Source organism: Ruminiclostridium herbifermentans (assembly GCF_005473905.2).
Classification (GTDB): domain Bacteria; phylum Bacillota; class Clostridia; order Acetivibrionales; family DSM-1351; genus Ruminiclostridium; species Ruminiclostridium herbifermentans.
In genome coordinates this window covers 3,810,516-3,832,887 of sequence record NZ_CP061336.1, presented here as the reverse complement: position 1 = coordinate 3,832,887, position 22,372 = coordinate 3,810,516, and the positions used below count along the sequence as shown (strand labels likewise).

Below are 22,372 nucleotides of genomic sequence, written 5' to 3'. Positions count from 1 at the left end.
TAAATATTATATAATTAACTATACTGTCTAGCATAATGGACAATGGAGGAAAGCATTATGAATGAAAAAACTAGATGCCCTTGGGTAGGAGATACAAACATTTACATAGATTATCACGACAATGAATGGGGACGACCAGTACATGATGATTGCAAGTTGTTTGAAATGCTTACTTTAGAAAGTATGCAGGCAGGTCTTTCTTGGTCAACCGTACTAAAAAAAAGAGAGGCGTTTAGGGAGGCTTTTGATGGGTTTGATCCTAAAAAAGTAGCTCTTTACGACGAAGCAAAGATTCAGGAACTATTAGCGAACGAAAAGATAATTAGAAATCGCTTGAAAATTAACGCGGCTGTAAATAATGCTAAAGCTTTTCTGTTAATTCAGGAGAAATATGGGAGTTTTGATAAAATGATATGGGGGTATGTAGATAATACTCCAATTATAAGGCATCCAGAAAATATGGGGGACTTGCCGTCGTCTACTCCGCTCTCTGATAAGATAAGTAAGGATTTAAAAAAAATGGGTTTCAAATTCCTTGGCACAACCACTGTTTATGCGTTTATGCAAGCTACAGGGATGGTTAATGACCACACTACATCTTGTTTTGTTTATGAGGAGATGATGAAGGGTAATCATATCAAAGAATAATTAATTGTTAATTTGTCAGTATAGATTAGAGTACATCAACCTCTAAATATAAATGTAGTAATAAAAAATCATTAATAACTTTATCAAATAAAGGGGAATTATTTATATGCCTAATGTAGTGGAGTTTACACCTTTCAAACTTCAAAATGGAGTATCTGTTTCAGATTTTCTACTTGCATCAGATAAGCTTCAAACTGAATTTATAGCTAAGCAAAAAGGATATATCTCTCGAAAGCTAATTTTTGACGGGGAGAAGTGGGCCGATTTAGTTATTTGGGAGACAATGGATGATGCAAAAAATGCTGCAGCAGCATGGGAAAAAAATGCTGCCGCTGATGAGTATATGACTTTTATAGACGAGAAAAGCTGTACGCTTACACATTTTACTGTTGAAAAGAGTTACTAGTTTGCCAAGTAAATAACCAAGGTGTGCTACTTGTGTGAGATAGCACTTGTAGAGTTGTAAACACAACGAATATAATCTTTAATCTTCAAAAGTTAAGAAAATAATTACTAAATTAAAGAAGCGAGAAAATCGGTTCTTTTTTAGTTATGTCTTTTTATGCGTTTAAGTAATATTGGAATGCATTTTAGGAAGCCAATCGATAAATTCAATTATACATAATGAACTGAAAAATTGTTTGATTATACGTCGGTTAAGCGACTTATGAATTAATATGGTGTGAACAATCAGAACCATGTTGATGCTATTGCATAAAAGATTCTATGTTGTTTGTTAAAGATATACTTAATATACAAATTGATGTTGATACAGATAAGTTATAAGCAATGCTGATGTTATGGGTTTATATAATCTACAATAAATATAAAACATAAATGAGAGGAGCGATTGTTATTAAGGAAATAAGAGATAAAGTCATTAAATTAATTTCTGTTGATATTGGTATTGAAAATGCTAATCAACTTTTGAATTCATACGATAATTTTACTCAGCTCGGAATGAATTCACTTGCTTATATTAAGTTAGCAGTACTTATAGAGAATGAATTTGATATTGAGTTTGAAGACGAAGTTCTTGAGGATAATTATTTTTCATCATTCAGTGAACTTTGTACTTATATAGAAAAAAGAATGCATAAGTCTTCAACACTATCACAAAGTAATAATTAGATATAATATGTTTGTCACTGTGCTTCTGTTTGCAGAAATGATGGTAGGTACTATTTGAAGGAATTATGATTAATCAGATGCAGCAAATGTTTTAAAGGAGGTGTGACTATGCGAACTTCAGAAGATAAAAATTACTGGCTAGATCAAATCGGAAATAATCATATAATTACTACGATTGATTCTTTCTTAGAAGGAAACAAATTGAATAGTAGATTAAAGGAATATACTTTTACTATTAAAAATACTGATGTTGCGTATAAGAAAATGAAAGACTTGTGTGGCAATTCATATAAGAATGAGTTTGCTTATTTAGTGAGTGTATTAACGCTTCTTTTATATTCTTTTACAGGTGATGAATGCGTCACTATTGGTTGTCCTATCCCAGATATAAAGCTTGGATGTGATGCAATTAATGATATCCTAGTACTTAAATATAATCAGCTATATGAGTCGTCTTTTGAAGATACTTTAATAACTACAAAGAGATTGCTTAAGGAAGCTTTAGAGCATGCTAATGCTGCAATTGCAGATATATTTCAAATAACAGAATCATACAATCCGGTATTTGACATTTATGCTTCACTAAATAATTTACAAGGAAGCAATCATTTCAAAGGCTATTATAGTATTGGATTCTATTTTAACGACACAAACTCACATTTAGAATGTAAAATCACTTACCAAGAAAGTTTATATAAAGATAAAGCAATCATGGATATAGCGAAGCACTTTATTTATTTTTTTGAATATGTAGCAAAAAATCAAAGAATAAGTGCAAGTGAAATAGAATTCATTGATTGCCTACCCATCCAAAAAAATGAGAGAAATATTAATTTTATTAAAAATGAGTCTATTAACTCCTTATTTTCTAAAATATGCATTAATTATCCTGCTAAAAAAGCTTTGGTTTATCGTGACACATACATAACATATGATGAGTTAAACAATAAGTCAGAACTAGTAGCTAAATGGTTATTAAAAAAAGATGTTAAAAATGGTGATGTTATCGGTATTATCTGCAAGTCTCCATTAAATATTGCCATTGCTGTGATTGCAATACTTAAAGTAGGAGCAGTACACTTAATAATAGATTCTCAATTGCCTCTAAATAGAGTTGAGAAAATGAGTTCAGATTGCGACGTTGTATTTTCGCTAACTGACGAAGAAGCCTATGAACAAAATATGAAAGCATACAATATTATTGAAACACAAAGGGAAAATGATGACACTGCTCTTCTGCCTAACTTGCCTCATAATAATTGTTGTGATGATGTTTACGTTGTATATACTTCTGGAACAACAGGGACTCCTAAGGGAATTCGTATAAAATGTAAAAGCTTGATTAATTTCATTATATGGAGAAACAGAGAATACTCAATAAATAGTGAAGATTCTATTCTGCAGATGCTTTCCCCTTCTTCTTTCGATGGATATTTGATTAGCTTTTACTCTGCTTTACTATCTGGAGCGACATTGGTGTGCTTAGACAAGAACGAAAGGGCGGATTTTGATAAACTAAATAAAATACTAATAAAGAATGACGTTACTAATATGAGTACAAATCCTACCTTCATAATGAATATTATTGCATGTGGGTATACAAAATTATTTAGTGGATTCAAATCGATAATAATGGGGGGAGGGCATATTGATTCATTAATCGTGACTACCTTAAATAAGCTATATCCGGATATAAAACTATACAACGAATATGGCCCAAGTGAGTGCTGTATGGCGGTAACAAGCCACAGAGTAATGGGTAAGGATGATAGGAACATTATTGGTAGAGCTATAGACAATACTTTCATATTTGTAATTAATAAAAGAGAAAAACATTTACCTCCAGGTTTTATCGGAGAAATATGTATTGGAGGAATATGTTTAGCAGATGGGTATATCAAAGACAGTGAATTAAGTGCTCAAAAATTCGTATATCATCAAAAGCTGGATGAAATGATTTATAAAACTGGCGACTTTGGATATCTTACTGAAAGTGGAGAACTTGTATTTATAAATAGGAAAGATAGACTTGTTAAAATTAATGGTTATCGTATTGATTTATCTGAAATAGAAAATGCCTTAACTATGATGAAACAGATTAAAAAGGCTATTGTAATAGCTGCATCCAACGCACAATTACATGCATATATAATGTTAGACCAAAATGAAACAGAAATGAATCTAGACACAATATATGAACACTTAATGAATCTACTCCCTGCCTACATGATTCCAAGTAAGGTTTTTCAATTTAATGATATATATCTTACTTCTTCGGGAAAACCTGATATTAATAAGATAAAGAAAAGGTCAGTAGAAGTTACTCGACGGATTAATGACAAAGAGATAACTGAATCACAAAAGTATATCATTAGCACTATTATATCTATTTGGAAAGATACTTTAGGTTTAGATAATATCAAGTCTTCAGATAATTTTTTTGAAATTGGTGGTAATTCTCTAAAAGCAATAAAAGCTATAGCTGAATTAGAAAATAGAGGGGTTAGTGTTCCAGATCCAGATGCTATATTTAAATATCAAACTGCCTATGATCTATCTATTTATATAGCTTCACTGAAATAAATCGTGTAATGACTACCATTAAATTTAGTATATAAAGCATCTTAACCCTATATTTATATAGACGTTCATGTGATTTCATTTTGTATTATTTAAGAGTTAATCAGCAAAAGATGTGCTCTATTTGTGGATGAGTATGGAGCAAAATAAAATGCATTATAATACTTGGGATACAGCTTATAAAAGTTTTTAATAACTTGATAATTAAATTGGTAATCATATTCAAATTAAGCATTCATAACCACGTATGATAGAGTGTCTAAAAAGAAAAACGCTGTAATCTTAGGATTTATAAAAAAGTAAGGGAGTTAGGATAGATGTCGAAGGTAATTGAGGGATTAATGCCATTTAATAAGTTTTTCTATAAATCTTGCTTATACAATTCTTTTTTTTCAATATTGGAGTATTATAAAATTAATTTGCTTCATATTTTAGGCTATACTGATGGTTATTACCACTTATCTGAAAAAAATCAATTAGAATTTAACTATATAGATGCTTTGGAATCTTCAAACGAAAAAGAGATGCTTATAAATCTTGCAGTTAAGGCTGGATTGGAAGTAAGGATTTATGATAAGCAACCAGATTTAACATTTATAAATAAGGAAATAGCACTCACACACCCTGTTATTGCTATAATCGATTGTTATTATATGCCATATCGTAATGATACATATAAAAAGAAGCATGTTCTTCACCCTTTTCTGATAAAGGGTTATGATGAACAAGAAAAAGTATATTATGTTATAGACCAGATTAATGATGAATCCTTAACATATTCGGATTTTAAAATTAGTTATGATGATCTTAAATTTGGACTCAAGTCATATGATACATGTGAAGCAGAAGATTTCTTTTACTGTCTATCTTCATATAGTTTCAATAATAATAGTAATGTAGACCTACTCGCGCTTAAAAAATATGCAATTGATATAAAGAAGACTTATCATCAAAAGATTTATCAAGGACTTTGTGAATTTAATACCTATATAGAAGTTTTCAATGTTAAAAGCTTAGTGGATAATATAGATAATGTAATTCTACAATTAAACGATATAGCGAATTTTAAGCTTGTAGAAAAGCACAAATTAGCATTGTTATTTGAACCTCCATATAAAGAACTAAACGAATTAAATGACAAAACTCTGAAGTGTTGGAAAACTTTTAGAAGAGACTTATATATGTTTTATTGTTCAAATAAGAAGAATACTTCTGTATTATATGATAATCTAAAAAACTTATTGTGTGATATATATGTACAAGAAAAGGAATATTATGATTTATTTCTGCAAATTTAATATTTTATTAAAATCTAGTGACCCGATTCTCGGGTCATTTATTATAAGGAGGCGTGCAGCTTGATAAACTACTCTATTGCAACGCAGTGGGACACAGATGCGATGCTTGATATTGTGTGCCTATTCAATGAAAAGCATAAGTTACATGATGTTTATGGAGCACTACCCCATTCCATAATCGGGCATGGAAGATCTCCTTACGCGGTTCCCAATATTAATATACAGGACGCGAAGAATCATATTACTGCTCTGAAGGAGAAAGGAGTACGGTTCAACTATTTGTTTAATGGTGCATTTGATAGTAAAAGGCTACAAGAACATGATTTTTTAAAAGAAACGCTTGCATACATTAAATACGTGATAGAAGACTTGGAAGTTTGCTATGTAACTATTGCAGTACCTGAGTTGGTAGAAATAGTTAATTCTTATTATCCGCATGTAGATGTAAAAATTTCTACAATTTATAATGTAATGACAGTAAATGATTTAAGAAAACTAGAGGGTCTAAAATTCAATAGAGTAGCATTAGGCAACGATGCGCCCCGCAATCCTAGACATTTACAAGAGATGTTAGAGTACTGCAAAGGGCGAAACATTGATTTAGAATTAATGCTTACAGAAACTTGTTTGTATCAGTGTAAAACTAGATATGTTCATTATCAAAGTCAAACTAAAGATGTATTGCCTAACTCAATTGATTGGTATATGAATAATTGTATTCTTAAAAGAATTTTACATCCTGAGGAATTTCTTAAGGCCTGCTGGGTTCGCCCAGAGGATATAAACTATTACTGCAAACTTGGTATATCTAATTTCAAGATATCTGGAAGAAGTAAAAACCCTCAATGGACGAAGAAGTGCCTTTTATCTTATATTAGTGGGAATTATGATGGTAACATTATGGAGATTCTTGGAACGACACCTCCTAATTTTGAGAATAACTGTGAACATCTTTTTTCAATTGATAACAAGTCATTGCAATACTTTTTTGATCACCATCCTATGAATTGTTACGATAAAAGCTGTCAAGAATGTGGCTATTGTGAAGAAATGGCAATTAAGTTGTTCGAGACAGGTAAGTTTACATTAAATAAAATTTGCGGAGAGTATCAGGTTATCGGAGGACATTTAATTTGTGAACCGGGTCCATACACAAAAAAACTAATGAAATCGGTAGAATTACAAGAAGGGCTATAAGTATAAAAAACATAATGTTTTTTTTTTACATATACACAAATATTAAGAAAGGAATGCATTGATGCAGTTAAATTTAAATGCATCATACAAGTAAATCTATGAATTCTAAATTGTATAAAAAGGTATTCCCATTTACACATCACTTTTATCCGTTACACAAGTATACAAAAAGCGATGGTAATTATGTTAAGGAATTTTTTAATGCTCTATCTAGTAAGAAATCAGTGAAAACAGAAAACTTACTTTATATTCATATTCCTTTTTGTTTGCATCATTGCTTATTTTGTCCATTTCATGCAACAACAAATAGGAACTCAGAAGATATGAGAAAATATACAGAAGCCATTGTTAGAGAAATGGATATGTTCTCAAGATTTGAATATATAAAGGACATGACTATTAATGCAATATATTTTGGTGGAGGGTCGCCTTCACTAATGCCAATTGATGAGATTAAAAAAATTATTGATTCTATAAAAAAGTGCTTTAGAATTACTAGCGATTGTGAATGGTCCTTTGAGGGAGAACCTATTACATTAGCTAATGAAGAATTGATGCATTTCTTGAAAGAGCAAAATATAAGCCGTATAAGCTATGGTATTCAGACATTTAATCAAGAATTGAGAGATAAATTAGAAATTGTAGCCCCTCTAGATGATGTGCAGAAATGCTTGGAATTGGCTAAGAAGTATAAATTTGATGATATAAACGTTGATATGCTCTACTACTTACCTGGTCAAACGATAGAAGATTTAAAAACTGATATGGAGAACATTAATAGGCTAGGATTTACAAGTATTGACTATTACTATTTATCTTACTTTGGGTTCCCAGAAAGAGTATTTAAGGGAATGGAAGATGGAAGTTTTCCAAAAAGACCAAGTGAATATGACCGGTATTGCATGCATGAATATGTCACGAATTCAATGATAGAATTGGGCTATAACAAAGTGACAGAAAATATTTTTTCAAAACAAAATGAGCCTTCTGAATTTTACAGGCTATGTTGGGGTGGAGGGTATGGAGAGTATAGTGCAGAGACCATTGCCATTGGTTGTTCCGGTCGAGGCTATATCAACGGTTATAGTTATGCAAATACAACTAATCCTTATAAATTCATTGATGAGGTTATGAATAATGAAATCCCAATATTCAAGGTTTCTGACAGATTGGATGAAGAGGAGAACAGAGGAATTGTATTCTTTCCAAGGTTTCTTAAAATCTCAAAAAGCAAGATTATTGGAACAAGATATTTTGACTTCTTTAAAAAATTAATTGATGATGGGTTAATGGTTGAATCAGATGGTTATTATTGCCTGACAACAAAAGGAACATTTTATAGCCCAAGTATTACAATTGACCTTTTTGAGAGTAAGCAAGTGGAGATATCTGATATATGGTTGAAAGAATATGAGTCGAACTATGACAATAAAACTTGCAGGTAATGTACAATACAACAAAATTAATACGTATAGAACTGGGATGTATGTGAAATATACTGACCGTAGGTAGTAGGTATTCCAATTATTAGCATTATCAAAAGTTATAGAGTTATTTATGCGTATCAAAAAAGATTATTTAGGGGAGGTTTTGATTTGCTAGATCTAGGAAGAAAAAACGTCTTGATCATACATAAAAGTCCAAACATGAAAGACATTACAGACTTAATTGAATATGGTGTTAATGTAATAGTTCTTGGTAGAGAGATGGCAGATAACGATAACTTGTTGGGTATTAAAGTTGATCCTCATAATCATGCTGAGTTAATTTCTACAGTAGATAAGCTTAAGAAGTCTATTTCTATTGACGCTGTAATACCAATTTGGGAGGCCACTGTAATAGAATCTGCAATTGTTTCAGATTATTTAAAATTAAAAGGAAATTCTAAAGACGCAGTGATTAAAGCTAGAAACAAATTTCTTTTGGCTTCTTGTCTGGATTCAAATAATATTTCAACTGCTAAAAGTTATTTAATCAGATGCATTGAAGAGGCAGAAGCGGTACTTGATTCTGAACTAAGCTATCCATGTATCATGAAATTACCGTATTCTGCCAATAGCCAGTCGGTTGTTTTGATAAATAACCATTCAGAACTTGTACGGGCATTTTACCAAACAATCAAAATGCATAGAAGTACTGATAATCCTTATATAATGTCATTTAAATCTGATAAAGATTATAAAAATGCTGTACTTTTACAGGAGTTTATAGAAGGAGTTGAGTTAAATATAGATTTAGCATACTCCAATAATCACTTTGAACTACTAGGAGTTTTTGAAAAGGCACCTATGAAAGGACCATACTTTGCTGAATATAGAAGTACATATCCAATAAACTTATCACAGGAACAATTAACCGAATGTATTGGTATTGCGGAAGCGGCTGTCAAATCTTTAGGAGCAAGTATAGGCTGTGCTCATGTAGAAGTAAAGTATGGAAAAAGAGGACCTACAATAATAGAACTTAGTTTAAGACCAGGTGGGGCATATACTATGCATGCAATTGAACTCATAAGTGGTATAAAGGTAATTTCAGTACTTACTCGATTGTTACTTGACGGCACATTATATATCAATGATAACTATTGTAAAAGTGCATGCTTATATGGAGGAATTGTCTTGGAGAAGTCAGGAGTTATTTCTCAAATATCAAATATAGATATTTTTAAAAATATACCTCAAATTGTTGATTACAATATTTTATTTAAGAACGGAGACAATGTGCAAGCATTACCTGAGGGTTCAAAGATTCATTTAGCACATTATATTATGTCTGGGAATGATATTCATGAGCTTCTTGAACGAGATGCCGAAATTCGTTCTGCGATTAAATATACAATCCAATAGCTACAATTAATTTATTGGGGAGGGATTTTATGATTTTAGCAGATGCTCATTGTGACACAATAACTTATGCTATGGACAAAAGAGAAAGTCTTTTTAACTGCTCTGGACATCTTAACTTAAAAAAGTTGGAGTCAGCCTTTGACGGATGTATGCAATTCATGGCAGTGTGGATTCAGAAGTCTGAAGGTGCGCCTATGAAAAAGCTTGCTATTGATGCGCTGAATTACTTTTATGAGCAGAAAAATTTATATGCGAGTGCTATGCGCTTAATACTAAATAAAAAGGACGCCGAGGTTGGACTGACAAAGCAGGTTGGGATTTTGCTTTCTCTCGAAGGAGGGGAACTTCTAGAAGGGGAACTTGAAAATATTAGCATGTATTACGAAATGGGTGTCCGATCCATATGCCTGACTTGGAACGGGCATAATGAGTTGGGCGACGGTGTTATGGTAAACAATGCTTGTGGACTGACGGAATTTGGGAAGGAGGCTATCCGTGAGATGAATTCTTTGGGGATGATAGTGGATGTGTCCCATGCATCAAAACACACATTTTGGGATGCGGTTGAATTCAGTACTTTTCCAGTGATTGCTAGCCATTCAAACGCCTTTGCCGTCTGTCCTCACATACGTAATTTAGATGACGCACAACTACGGGCAATCGGGGAAAAGAGAGGTTTTGCGGGAATAAATATGTATTCTGACTTTATCGCTGAAGATGGAGCGTCGGAATACTGGATTCTCAAACATATTGAACATATGCTACGGGTAGCGGGGGAGGACTGTGTAGGTCTTGGCTGTGATTTTGACGGCATTGAAAGAACACCAGAGGGGTATAACTCTGTTTCCAATCTTCCTAAGCTTTATAATAGGTTGGAGAATACGTATGGGGTAAAGTTAGCAGATAAAATTTTTTATAAGAATTTGATTAGGGTTGTAAGAACATGCCTGAAATGAGTTAAACATTGAAAGTAATAAATGCAATGTTGTTAAATAGTCCGGGATGTTTAAGGATTTATACTATTTGTTGTTAGAGCAGATGAGTTATAACTTTTGAGGAGGTAGTAAAGTAGTGATAAAAGAAGCAATCAAACGTGTAACAGCGCACGAAAACCTAACAGAAGAAATGGCTGAAGCTGTAATGCACGAGATATTAAGTGGAGAAGCTACGCAATGCTTGAGTGCATCGTTTCTAACAGCTATGGCCACCAAGGGAGAAACCATTGAGGAGATTACTTGGTCAGCACTTGGCATGCGTAAGCACTGCATTCGCTTACTGCAAGAAAATGAAATTGAAACAGATGTATTAGAAATAGCGGGTACTGGTGGAGATAATTCGCAGTCATTCAATATATCATCAACAGTTGCAATTGTCGTTTCCGCTGCAGGCATTCCAGTTGCTAAACCTGGAAGTCGTGCAAACTCAAGTAGAAGTGGAACGGCGGATGTCTTTGAGGCGTTAGGTGTGAACATTGACATGCCGCCTGAGAGAAGTCTAGCATTACTACAATCTATTGGGCTATGCTTTTTGCTTGCACAGAAATATGCTCCTGCAATGAAATATGTTGCGCCTGTACGTAAGGAAATAGGTATTCGTACAATTTTTAATATTCTCGGTCCACTCGTTAGCCCTGCAGGCGCGAAGAAAGTACTGCTGGGTGTGTATGATGGAGGGTTGGTAGAGCCTATTGCGAAGGTTCTTGCAAATTTGGGTGTACAAAATGTGCTCGTTGTTTATGGGCAAGATGGATTAGACGAAGTCTCTATCGGCGCACCAACTAGTGTCTGCGAAGTACGTTCGGGTTTGCTTAAAACGTATGAAATTACACCCGAACAATTTGGCCTGCGCCGCGCAAGCAAACAAGAAATTCTTGGAGGCACACCAGCAGAAAATGCTGAAATAACCCGTGCCATCCTTGCTGGTGAACAGGGAGCTAGACGAGATATAGTACTACTTAACTCTGCTGCCGCTATATATGTGGCTCGGCCAAATTTAACTCTATCACAGTGTATGGAGGTTGCTAGGAATGCTATAGACAGTGGCAAAGCCGCCCAACAACTCGACCGTTTTATCAAGTTATCAAGAATGGTGTAATGAATAAAAGGAGTTTGCATGGATATTTTAAATGAAATTGCTCAAAGCGTTTATGCACGTATAGAGTATGCTAAGGAAAAAATGTCATTAAAAGAAATTCGTGAGCAGGCTCTTATGCTTTCTAAAGGTGATTTTGAATTTGAGAGAGCCCTGTCAGAGCCAGGTATTTCTTTTATTTGTGAAGTGAAGAAGGCGTCTCCATCGAAAGGAGTAATCTCGCACCGCTTTCCTTATATTACCATAGCACAGGAGTACGAATGTGCAGGTGCAGCAGCCATTTCTGTAATAACTGAACCTCATTTCTTCCTTGGTAGTGATACATATTTACAGGAAATTTCGAAAGCTGTGAACATTCCTATCTTACGCAAAGATATTACGCTTGATGTGTACCAAATTTACGAGGCAAAGCTTATAGGTGCATCAGCAGTACTACTTATTTGTTCATTGCTAGATGAAAAGGAACTAATTCATTTTATTAATGTTACTCATACTCTTGGTCTTAGTGCTCTTATTGAGGTACATACTGAAGACGAAGTATTAAAAGCAGTCAAAGCTGGAGCGCGTATTATTGGCGTCAATAATAGAAATTTAAAAGATTTTTCTGTTGATATTTCTACTAGTATAAGATTAAGGAAACTAGTACCACCAGATATATTGTTTGTGGCTGAGAGTGGTATACGCACAAAAAATGATGTATGTTGCCTGAAGGCTGTAGGTGTAGATGCGGTGCTAGTGGGTGAAAAGCTTATGCTTGCAAAAGATAAAACTAAATGTTTAAGCGAATTGCGAGGGTGAAGAGTATGTCAAAAATTAAAATTTGTGGCTTATTTCGCATGGAAGATGTATCCTATGTCAATGAGGCCATGCCAGATTATGTGGGTTTTATCTTTGCAAAGAGCCGTCGCCAAATTTCACCTGACATGGCTATGCAGTTAAGTAAACAATTAGATAAGTGCATTGTACCCATTGGTGTGTTTGCAAACGCAGAATTAAATTATGTAGCAGACTTACTTCAAACAGGTGTAATCCGCATTGCACAGTTGCATGGCTGCGAAGATGAAGAATACATTCATAAACTAAGATTACGTTGTAGAGCACCGATTATAAAGGCAGTTAATGTTATGAATGCATGCGATATTGAGCGAGTTCAAGAAAGTGCTGCAGATTATTTGCTGCTGGATAGTGGTGGCGGGACCGGTCGAATATTTGATTGGACACTTATTGGACAGATTAGAAAGCCATTCTTTCTTGCAGGAGGTGTTAAAATGAGCAACATTGAACGTGCTCTTGCATTTCATCCATATGGCATAGATATCTGCAGTGGTGTGGAAACGAATGGGCTAAAGGATAGAGAAAAAATAATTACGTTGGTAAGAAAAGTGAGGTGTTTAGGATGAAAGCAGGAAGATTTGGCGCCTATGGTGGTCAATATATACCTGAGACACTGATGAATGAACTTATCGCACTTGAAGAAGCGTACAATTGGTACAAAAACAACTCCGACTTTAAAACAGAGTTAAATGAGCTTTTAATAAATTATGCTGGAAGACCATCACTTCTCTATTATGCAAAAAGAATAACACAAGCATTGGGTGGTGCGAAGATTTATCTCAAACGTGAAGATCTAAATCATACTGGCTCACACAAGATCAATAATGTGCTTGGACAAGTACTGCTTGCCAAAAAGATGGGTAAAACACGTGTCATAGCGGAAACAGGTGCAGGTCAACACGGTGTTGCCACTGCTACAGTTGCTGCATTGATGGGTATGGAATGTGAAATATTCATGGGGAAAGAAGATACTGAACGTCAGGCTTTGAATGTATTCCGCATGGAGTTACTCGGTGCTAAAGTGCATGCGGTAACAAGTGGCACTATGACTCTTAAGGATGCAGTAAGTGAGACGATGCGTGAATGGGCTAGCCGCGTAAATGACACGCATTATGTATTAGGTTCGGCGGTAGGTCCTCATCCATTTCCGACAATTGTGCGCGACTTTCAAAGTGTTATTAGTAGAGAGGCTCGTGAACAAATTTTGGAACAAGAAGGCAAATTGCCAAAGGCAGTTATTGCATGTGTGGGAGGTGGCAGCAATGCAATTGGTATGTTTCATTACTTTATTGACGACGAGTCAGTCCAGTTAATCGGATGTGAGGCCTCCGGACAGGGATTGAATACAGGGAAACATGCTGCAGCATTATCTAAGGGTGAAGTTGGTATTTTTCATGGCATGAAGTCATATTTTTGTCAAGATAACGATCAGATTGCTCAAGCATATTCTATCTCCGCTGGGTTAGACTATCCTGGAGTTGGACCAGAGCATGCATATCTTTATGATATTGGACGTGCAGAGTATGTTGCAGTTACTGACGATGAGGCAATTGATGCATGTGAGTTTTTGGCTAGAACAGAGGGTATTATTTGTGCAATTGAGAGTGCTCATGCTGTAGCATATGCATGCAAGCTAGCTGGAACGCTGTCCACAAATGATAGCATTATAGTCTGTCTATCTGGTAGAGGAGATAAAGATGTTGCTACTATTGCAAAGTTCAGAGGAGTGAAAATATGAGTAGAATTAATAATGCGTTCGTAAAAGATAAAGCGTTTATCGGATTTGTTACTGGAGGTGATCCATCTATCAGAAAGAGTGAGGACTTTATCATGCGCATGATTGAGGCTGGAGCTGATTTGATTGAAATAGGCATCCCGTTTTCTGACCCAATTGCAGAAGGATTAGTTATCCAGAGGGCAAATACACGTGCCCTCGCTGCTGGCACTACAATGGATAAACTTTTTGCTTTAGTCATGCGCTTGCGACGTAAAACAGATGTACCGCTTGTATTTTTAACATATATTAATCCTGTTTTCAGATATGGCTATGACGCATTCTTTAATGAATGTCAGCGAACTGGCATAGATGGTGTTATAATTCCTGATTTGCCATTTGAGGAGCAAGCTGAGGTATGTGAGGTTGCTTATAAACATGGAGTTGATATTATTTCTCTCATAGCTCCAACAAGCGAAGAACGTATTGATTCCATTGCAAAAAGTGCTAGAGGATTTATTTATATTGTCTCATCTATGGGTGTTACTGGCGTACGTGAAAAGATTACTACTGACTTGGCTGCAATGGTCAAGCGAATCAAGCGTGTAAAGAATATTCCCACCGCTGTTGGCTTTGGCATCAGTACACCTACACAGGCAGAAGAAATTGCTCAATTAGCGGATGGAGTCATTGTTGGAAGCGCAATCGTAAAGTTGATTGAATTATATGGAGAAAATGCTGATGACAAAATTTTTGAATATGTTAAAGAGATGAAGGAAGCCATCAAAGGAGTTACATCGTGATAAGTCATAATAATTGGTATGATGATACAGTTGTGCAAATTACTGATATATGTTAATATTTTCAATAGATTGCACAATGGTCACCATGTTGCTTTCTGAATCAAAAGATATCTCGTGATTTTGTTGAATACTTCTTAATATTTAGTAAGAGATATAAAAAATTATACGGTAGGATATGAATAATGACACTTTCAAAAAGAACTTATAAAGTCATCGATTTACTGAGGTTGATTGCTCAAGCATCGCCTATTTGTATGATGCTGAATATAATTCTATCTATTATACACACTATTATGTCAACAGCGATAATGGCCTTGGCTACTGCAAATTTTGTGGACACTGCTACTGTAATTTTAAAGGGTGAGCGTCCGCATGATGATATTTATATACCGCTATTTCTGTTGTTGCTAGTACTGGGCGTAAACACCACCATTGGTGCAGTTGTCCAGTTAGTGGGTTCACGCATCAATCTAAATCTTCAACGCAAATTGAAACCTGTGATGGTTCGAATTCATGCGGCGCTAGAGTTCAAGCACATCGAAAATGCTGAGAGTTGGGAACTGATTTCACGCGTCTCCCGCGACCCAATCAAGTCCATAATGGATGGATTTGGTGCACTGATCCAGTTTATGCAGATAATGATCAGTGTTGTTTCGATTTTGATTTTAATTGTTGCGCATGTATGGTGGGCTGCGATTACTATCATTGCATTTTCAACCCCCATGTTTATACTTTCAACGTGGGCAGGCAAAAAGAATTATCAAGCAGGACGGGAGGCTGAGAAGTTTAATCGTCGTACTGAATACTTAAACGAGGTGTTGACTGGACGTGATGCTGTGGACGAGCGTACCTTATTTGGATATGGAAATAATGTCAGTAAACGCTGGCAGGAACAATATGAAGCTGGACGCATACTCCAGTTGAAGGTAATGGCAAAGACGTTTATAATTTTAAAATGCTCAAGTTTGCTCCTTGCCTTGATTGCCCTACTGATAGCTTTGACGTTAATTAGTCCCGTTGTGTCAGGTGAATTAAGTGCAGGTATGTACATGGGTATCGTAAGTGTGGTATTTAGTTTAATTAACCAGTTGGGTTGGCAAATGTCTTGGGCGCTTGAACATATATCAAAAGCTGGTGAATATATGAGAGATTTGAGTGCGTTCATTATGTTGAACGACGATGAGGGCGCGTTAAGTGAACCTGACATCGAGCCAATTTCATTAAATATGTTGGAATTTCGTAATGTTCGCTTTCGGTATCCAAGTAGCGAACGCTATATATTGGATGGGTTATCCTTTAGCCTTCAAGCTGGGCGACACTATGCTTTTGTGGGTAAAAATGGGGCTGGCAAAACTACCATTACAAAACTTATTACTGGTCTTTACAAAGATTATGAGGGTGAGATATTAATAAACGGAAAAGAATTAAGACAGTACCCGGCAAGTACGCTGAAGGCAATGTTTTCAGTTGTATATCAGGATTTTGCCAAATACTACATATCTCTTAGGGACAATATCGCGATAGGTAACTTGGCAGATATGACAGCACCGTGCCTAACCGATGTAATTAAATTTGCAGGATTAGATGAAACTATTGCCGAACTGAAAGACGGAATTGATACCCCGTTGGGGAAAATATTAGAGGGTGGACAGGATATATCGGGTGGTCAGTGGCAGCGTATTGCGATTGCACGCTCGTTGAACAGTCGTGCTCCTGTCAAAATGCTGGACGAGCCCACTTCTGCCCTTGACCCAATTAGTGAGAGTCAAATATATAGTGAGTTTGAGAAGTTAATGGAGGGTAAGACAACAGTACTTATCAGCCACCGTCTCGGCTCCACAAAGTTAGCAGACGAGATATTAGTCATAGACGACGGAAAAGTTATTGAACGGGGGACTCATGATGAACTAATGGGGCAAAATGGACAATATGCTAATATGTTTGAGGCACAGCGGGGGTGGTATCAATGAATATAGAGGAAAAGAAATACTCATATGTAAAAACTATACTTCGCGGAATGCCTTTGCAATTTAAGTCAGCACCTTGGAACTTTTTAATTGATAATCTTCTATCAGTTACTAATGGTATATTGCTTACATTAATAGTCGTTGCAACACAAAATCTGTTTGATGCGATAACAAATGCAGCATCCGGACAAGCAGGTTTTGGAGATTGTTTGATTCCATTGCTTGTATTGGCAGGATTAACTTTTGGACAGCAAATTGTTGACGGTATATATAATTTTCACGGCGTAGGTGTCCTTTGGACGAAATCAACAGGAAGACTTATGAACTTACTTCACCGTAAACTTCAGCGCATTGATCCCTCAAAATTTGAAGATACAATCTTTTTAGACGACCTCAACAAAGCTATGGAGGGTGCTAAAGCAACAACTATGTTTTGCATGACTATAGTTATTGGAGTTTGTTATTACAGTGTTTTCTTTGCATCTGTAGGCATGTATTTGTTTTGGCTGGAGCCTATGCTAATGTTTACACTTTTAATGGCTTTTGTTCCTGCATTAATTTCGCAAATAGTTCGAGCAAAAGTGTTTACAAAGCTGGAGGAGCAGAGTGCGCCGTTGCGCAGAAAATATGAATACTATCAGAAGACCTTGTGTGACAGAGAATATTTCAAAGAAACACGAATACTTGGAGCATTTAAGTTTTTTCATAATCTGTTTATTGATACTCTGCTTCTTTTGACATGCAAAATATGGCAGGCTGAGAGAAAAACCGCTTTGTTACAACTTTTGTTGAATGCTACATCTTTTGCGGGTATGGCAGTCGCTTCATATATCTTGTTTACCGCGACTATGGCAGGGAAGATTACAGTGGGAGCATTCGCAGCAGTGTTCAGTGCACTAGGTATGATATTCTACTATATGCAGGAAATTATAAATACACACCTCGGCAGCATGAGCAGGGATATTGGAAAAGTCGCAAACTTTATCCATATGCTTGATATGCCTGAATATATAGGTTCGGATGGGAACCCCGACTTTTCTAAAGGTATTGTATTAGAAAATGTCAGTTTTACCTATCCCGGCAAGGATACGCCTGCTGTTAAGAACGTATCTTTAGCGATAGCAGATAGAGAAACTATTGCCATTGTCGGTGAAAATGGAGCGGGAAAGAGTACATTAGTACGCCTGATGACTGGTATATACCGCCCGTCAGAAGGCAAGGTGTTGATTGGCGGAATGGACACTGCCAAGATAGCTCCAAAGTCGGTGTATAAAAGTATATCGGGAGTTTTCCAAAAGTACCAGAGGTATAAAATGACCCTTTGTGAAAATGTAGCCATCAGCGACACTGAGGTAGAAGAGGAGACAGAGGTTTATGCCACAAAGATTGAAGATATACTACGCGAAGTCAATGCGGAATTATCATGTGTCAAGTTGGATACTATGCTTTCCCCAGAGTTTGATGGTATTGACCTATCAGGCGGACAATGGCAACAGGTGGCAATTGCTCGTGGACTGTATCGGACGAACGAGTTTATTATACTGGATGAACCTACTGCCGCAATTGACCCAATTGAGGAAACAAAGGTCTACACACAGTTTCAGAGTTTGACTGAGGGAAAATGTGCTGTTGTGGTGACGCACCGACTCGGCTCAGCTAAACTTGCACACCGTATTGTCGTGATGAATGACGGGAAGATAGTAGATATGGGGACGCATGAGGAGTTGATAGCTCGTCCAGGTAAGTACGCCGATATGTGGAAAGCGCAAGCGCAGTGGTACGAAAGGTAGCGCTGTAATAAATAATATCTAAAAGGCTAGGAGTTTCCACTAAGTATGCGCTTTTATTTACATATTTTAATAGAAAGGAACTAATAATGAAATTATTATTGTTAAGGCCTTATTATGGGATTAATATTAACAGTGATTTTCATGGTGATCTTGGCATAGCCGAAATATCACCGAGCATTCAGCCTGATTTGTCTTTGGTATATGCTGCATCCATAGCGAAAGAAAATAACTCAGTAAAGCTAGATGTTATTGATGCAAATACAGAAAAGTTACTTCCAGCTGATGTTATGAGGAGAATAAATAAAGAATATGATTACATTCTTTTAAAAGCTGCTGCTCCAACAATAAAGCCGGATATAGAATTTGCAAGATACATAAAAAGATGTTTTCCTTCGGCGAAAGTAATAATATCTGGGCATGTTGCGAAAATTCTTAAAGAATGGATAAAAAGAAATACACAAATAGATGATGTTTCTGAAATACCGACTGAGAACTATGTTTACAAATTAATTAACAATTCTATTGACAATATTAAACTTAATGAATTTCCAACCCTTGATTATAAACTTTTTCCTTATAGAAATTTCGTTGATTCAGATGGTAGATGTAGAGCTACCATATATATGAGCAGAGGTTGTAATATGACATGTACTTATTGCCCATATAAAGCATTTTATGGAGATAGCCTTGAATTCAGGGGAACCGAAAATACTATTAATGATATTAAGCATATCTTAGAATTAGGTATATCTAATATTCAATTTAGAGATCAACATTTCACTTCGAATAGGAAAAGCGTTATAGACCTATGTCATAATATACAAAAACAGAATCTAAAGTTTAATTGGACATGTGAAACGAGACTAGAAACATTAGATATTGATTTAATTGACTTAATGACCGATTGTGGACTAAATATGATTTGCTTTGGTGTTGAATCTGCTTCTGATGAAACATTACGTCGTTATAACAGAATAAAATGTGATAATAATAAAATGGTTGAATTAATTAAGTATCTTAAAAAGAAACATGTGAAAACATTAGCATTTTATATAATTGGATTTCCAAATGATACTTGGGAGTCAATTAAAGCAACTTATGATTTATCTATTTATTTAAGAAGTGATTATGCAAGGTTTTCGATTTATGTTCCTCCTTTGTGCAATTATTCAAATGAAATTAATCCTGATTTATTTATACCATTTGAAAATGTCTTATCAGTTAATCCATCTAAGTATTTAAGTCGTGAACAATTAAAATTTCTTCAAGAACAATTAACTCTAATGTATTATGCAGATATAGAAGGACTTAATAGCTCCTATGAATATCACTACATAAATCAAAAAGCCTTTAATAGATATGCCAAAAAATTAAGAGATCGAGTTGAAAATAATTCATTAATTGAGTTATATATGCTTCTGTAAATAATGTGTCAAACATTCAATTCTACATATTTTTACTGAGAATAGATTACATTTCGCTAAGTAAATTATATTATTGTTAATCAATAAATCAAAGAATTCAATTATATTTCTTATAAAAACATTAGACGTGGGGGAAATGGTATGGGCTATGATATAAGAGATTTCTTAGTTGATTTTACGTCTGAGGAAGAAATAATTAATAATCTAAGAAAAAAGCTTTGTGAATACTTTAATTGTCAACATTCAATATTAGTAACTAATGGAACATCAGCTATAGAAATTGTTTTAAAATCATTACAGTTACCACGAGGCGCGGGCGTTATTGTTCCTGATATTTCATTCATAGCGACTGCAACTTCTGTTGCTAATTGTGGTTTATTACCGGTATACTGCGATATTGATACAAATCACTTTGGAATGTCAATTAATTCACTAAAGCAAATATATAATGATCAAATTAAAGCTGTAATTTTAGTTCACTTTGGAGGATTTGTAAACAGAGATATTTTTGAAATTAAGGAATTCTGTAAAGAGAAGGGTATTTTTTTGATTGAGGATTGTGCACAAGCTTTTGGATGCACTATTGATAACAAAAGAGTTGGAACTATAGGTGATGCTGGCACTTTTAGTTTTCAGTCATCGAAAATTGTTAATTCTGGTGAAGGTGGACTAATAGTTACAAATTCTGCCGACTTAGCAGGAATGTGTGAGGCAATTTCTAATTGGGGAATAAGCTTTAATAGATCAAAAAGAAACGTTAATATTCCTAGTAGTAACTATAGGATGAGTTCAATTCAATGTTATTTCATTATGAAACAAATGAATATAATAAGTGAAATTATGGAAGAAAGGTTAAGTAAATATCATAAAATGTCAAAAGACTTTCAGAGTCACGGAATTAATGTTGTAGTGCCAAAAGAAGAAAAAGATATATTTGAGTATCCTTTCTTTTTGCCTATTGAAAGTACAAATAAAATTAATACAATTGAACCTAGAATGGAAACTCCTATGAGAAAATCTAGCATTGTTAAGTCAATTTTAAAAACATTCTATCCAGATCTATTTTGTAAGTATAAAGAATTAAATGCAAAACAGAGATATATATCATTTAATAGTGACTTGGTTATTAATAAAATTGATTTTATCAATATTTCCAATGTTAACGAAGATGATATAAGCTGTGTGATTAAACAATATATAGGTTAGAATTCTCAATAATCATAACTTATAATTACTGATTTAAAAGGAGAAATACTAATAAGATGTACAATTTGTCATATGATATGCACTGCTTAGAAATAGATATCACATATTTGTGCACACTTAATTGTTATAATTGTGATAGGATGCTTTCAATTGCTCCTGGCTCAAAGAATGAGAACATGAGAATTGAGCAAATTGAAAAGCTTGTAGAGCAATCTGTGGATTACAATTATATATGGAAACGTATTAGAATAATGGGTGGAGAACCTACAATACATCCTCAATTTAGGAATATTTTAAAAATTTTAATAAATTACAAAAATAATTATAATAAAAATTTGAGACTTGAAGTTGCAACAAATGGGTATGGCAAATTAACTAATAATGAAATTGTTTGGATTAAAAATAACTTTCCGCAAATTCATATCGAAAATACTAATAAAAAAGATAATTATCAGAAAGATTTTACATTAGTAAATATGGCACCTTGTGACAATTACAAGGGAAATAGAAAATGTACTTTAGGGAATTGTTTAGATAAAAAGCTGAACTGTGGCTTAGGGTTAAACTATTCAGGTTTTTATTGTTGTGCAGTCGGAGGTGCTATTGATAGAATATTTGGATACAATATAGGAATAAAAAGCATTGCAAATATAACAGTTGAAAGAATACAGCAGATGCATTTATTACTTTGTCCTAAATGTGGACACTGCTTACCTGTTAAATTTAGCGGCACCGAAATTAAGAATGTTCTTTCGCCGACTTGGGAAAAAGCTCTCAAAAGTTATAAAGAAAGAAGTACCTATCTTGATTTTTTTTAACGTGGCTTTTAAATTTAGAAGGTTT

At 34.7% G+C, this 22,372-nt stretch carries 19 protein-coding genes; all 19 read left to right on the top strand.

Features of this window, described 5'->3' with window-relative positions; all coding sequences use genetic code 11:
* The first annotated feature begins 57 nt into the window (after positions 1-57).
* The gene (locus EHE19_RS15345; protein ID WP_137696985.1) at positions 58-648 is read left to right on the top strand and encodes a DNA-3-methyladenine glycosylase I; all 591 of its coding nucleotides are present in this window, start codon (positions 58-60) and stop codon (positions 646-648) included.
* Between the two features lie 106 nt (positions 649-754).
* On the top strand, positions 755-1,054 hold the full coding sequence (locus tag EHE19_RS15340; protein ID WP_137696984.1) for a hypothetical protein: 300 nt from the start codon (positions 755-757) through the stop codon (positions 1,052-1,054).
* A gap of 431 nt (positions 1,055-1,485) precedes the next feature.
* Positions 1,486-1,779 (top strand): acyl carrier protein, encoded by a 294-nt coding sequence (locus EHE19_RS15335; RefSeq protein WP_137696983.1) that lies wholly within the window; start codon positions 1,486-1,488, stop codon positions 1,777-1,779.
* A gap of 108 nt (positions 1,780-1,887) precedes the next feature.
* Positions 1,888-4,362 carry an AMP-binding protein gene (locus EHE19_RS15330; RefSeq protein ID WP_137696982.1) on the top strand — a complete coding sequence of 825 codons (2,475 nt, stop codon included), beginning with the start codon at positions 1,888-1,890 and terminating at the stop codon, positions 4,360-4,362.
* Positions 4,363-4,676: 314 nt separating this feature from the next.
* A complete protein-coding gene (locus EHE19_RS15325; protein ID WP_137696981.1) occupies positions 4,677-5,657 on the top strand; it encodes a BtrH N-terminal domain-containing protein in 981 nt (326 codons plus the stop codon).
* Between the two features lie 60 nt (positions 5,658-5,717).
* On the top strand, positions 5,718-6,854 hold the full coding sequence (locus EHE19_RS15320) for a U32 family peptidase (RefSeq protein WP_137696980.1): 1,137 nt from the start codon (positions 5,718-5,720) through the stop codon (positions 6,852-6,854).
* Between the two features lie 77 nt (positions 6,855-6,931).
* A complete protein-coding gene (locus EHE19_RS15315; protein WP_137696979.1) occupies positions 6,932-8,299 on the top strand; it encodes a radical SAM protein in 1,368 nt (455 codons plus the stop codon).
* 150 nt (positions 8,300-8,449) lie between these two features.
* Positions 8,450-9,700, top strand: a complete 1,251-nt coding sequence (locus EHE19_RS15310) for an ATP-grasp domain-containing protein (protein WP_137696978.1) — start codon at positions 8,450-8,452, stop codon at positions 9,698-9,700.
* Positions 9,701-9,714: 14 nt separating this feature from the next.
* Complete coding sequence (locus tag EHE19_RS15305) at positions 9,715-10,656, top strand: dipeptidase (protein ID WP_190530347.1); 942 nt, start codon at positions 9,715-9,717, stop codon at positions 10,654-10,656.
* 115 nt (positions 10,657-10,771) lie between these two features.
* Positions 10,772-11,794, top strand: coding sequence for an anthranilate phosphoribosyltransferase (gene trpD, locus EHE19_RS15300; RefSeq protein WP_137696976.1), 1,023 nt, complete (start codon positions 10,772-10,774; stop codon positions 11,792-11,794).
* An 18-nt stretch (positions 11,795-11,812) separates the two neighbouring features.
* Complete coding sequence (trpC, locus tag EHE19_RS15295; protein WP_137696975.1) at positions 11,813-12,589, top strand: indole-3-glycerol phosphate synthase TrpC; 777 nt, start codon at positions 11,813-11,815, stop codon at positions 12,587-12,589.
* 5 nt (positions 12,590-12,594) lie between these two features.
* Entirely contained in the window at positions 12,595-13,191 is a 597-nt protein-coding gene (locus EHE19_RS15290; protein WP_137696974.1) for a phosphoribosylanthranilate isomerase, read from the top strand.
* Entirely contained in the window at positions 13,188-14,363 is a 1,176-nt protein-coding gene (gene trpB / locus EHE19_RS15285; protein ID WP_137696973.1) for a tryptophan synthase subunit beta, read from the top strand. The genes EHE19_RS15290 and trpB overlap by 4 nt, the downstream gene beginning before the upstream one ends.
* On the top strand, positions 14,360-15,142 hold the full coding sequence (gene trpA / locus EHE19_RS15280) for a tryptophan synthase subunit alpha (protein WP_137696972.1): 783 nt from the start codon (positions 14,360-14,362) through the stop codon (positions 15,140-15,142). The genes trpB and trpA overlap by 4 nt, the downstream gene beginning before the upstream one ends.
* Before the next feature lie 182 nt (positions 15,143-15,324).
* Positions 15,325-17,112 carry an ABC transporter ATP-binding protein gene (locus EHE19_RS15275; protein ID WP_137696971.1) on the top strand — a complete coding sequence of 596 codons (1,788 nt, stop codon included), beginning with the start codon at positions 15,325-15,327 and terminating at the stop codon, positions 17,110-17,112.
* Positions 17,109-18,899: an ABC transporter ATP-binding protein gene (locus tag EHE19_RS15270; protein WP_137696970.1), complete on the top strand. Its 1,791-nt coding sequence runs from the start codon at positions 17,109-17,111 to the stop codon at positions 18,897-18,899. The genes EHE19_RS15275 and EHE19_RS15270 overlap by 4 nt, the downstream gene beginning before the upstream one ends.
* An 86-nt stretch (positions 18,900-18,985) precedes the next feature.
* Complete coding sequence (locus EHE19_RS15265; RefSeq protein WP_137696969.1) at positions 18,986-20,323, top strand: B12-binding domain-containing radical SAM protein; 1,338 nt, start codon at positions 18,986-18,988, stop codon at positions 20,321-20,323.
* A gap of 141 nt (positions 20,324-20,464) precedes the next feature.
* Positions 20,465-21,529 carry a DegT/DnrJ/EryC1/StrS family aminotransferase gene (locus EHE19_RS15260; protein ID WP_137696968.1) on the top strand — a complete coding sequence of 355 codons (1,065 nt, stop codon included), beginning with the start codon at positions 20,465-20,467 and terminating at the stop codon, positions 21,527-21,529.
* Positions 21,530-21,585: 56 nt separating this feature from the next.
* Positions 21,586-22,347 carry a radical SAM family protein gene (locus EHE19_RS15255; RefSeq protein ID WP_137696967.1) on the top strand — a complete coding sequence of 254 codons (762 nt, stop codon included), beginning with the start codon at positions 21,586-21,588 and terminating at the stop codon, positions 22,345-22,347.
* The last annotated feature ends 25 nt before the right edge of the window (positions 22,348-22,372 follow it).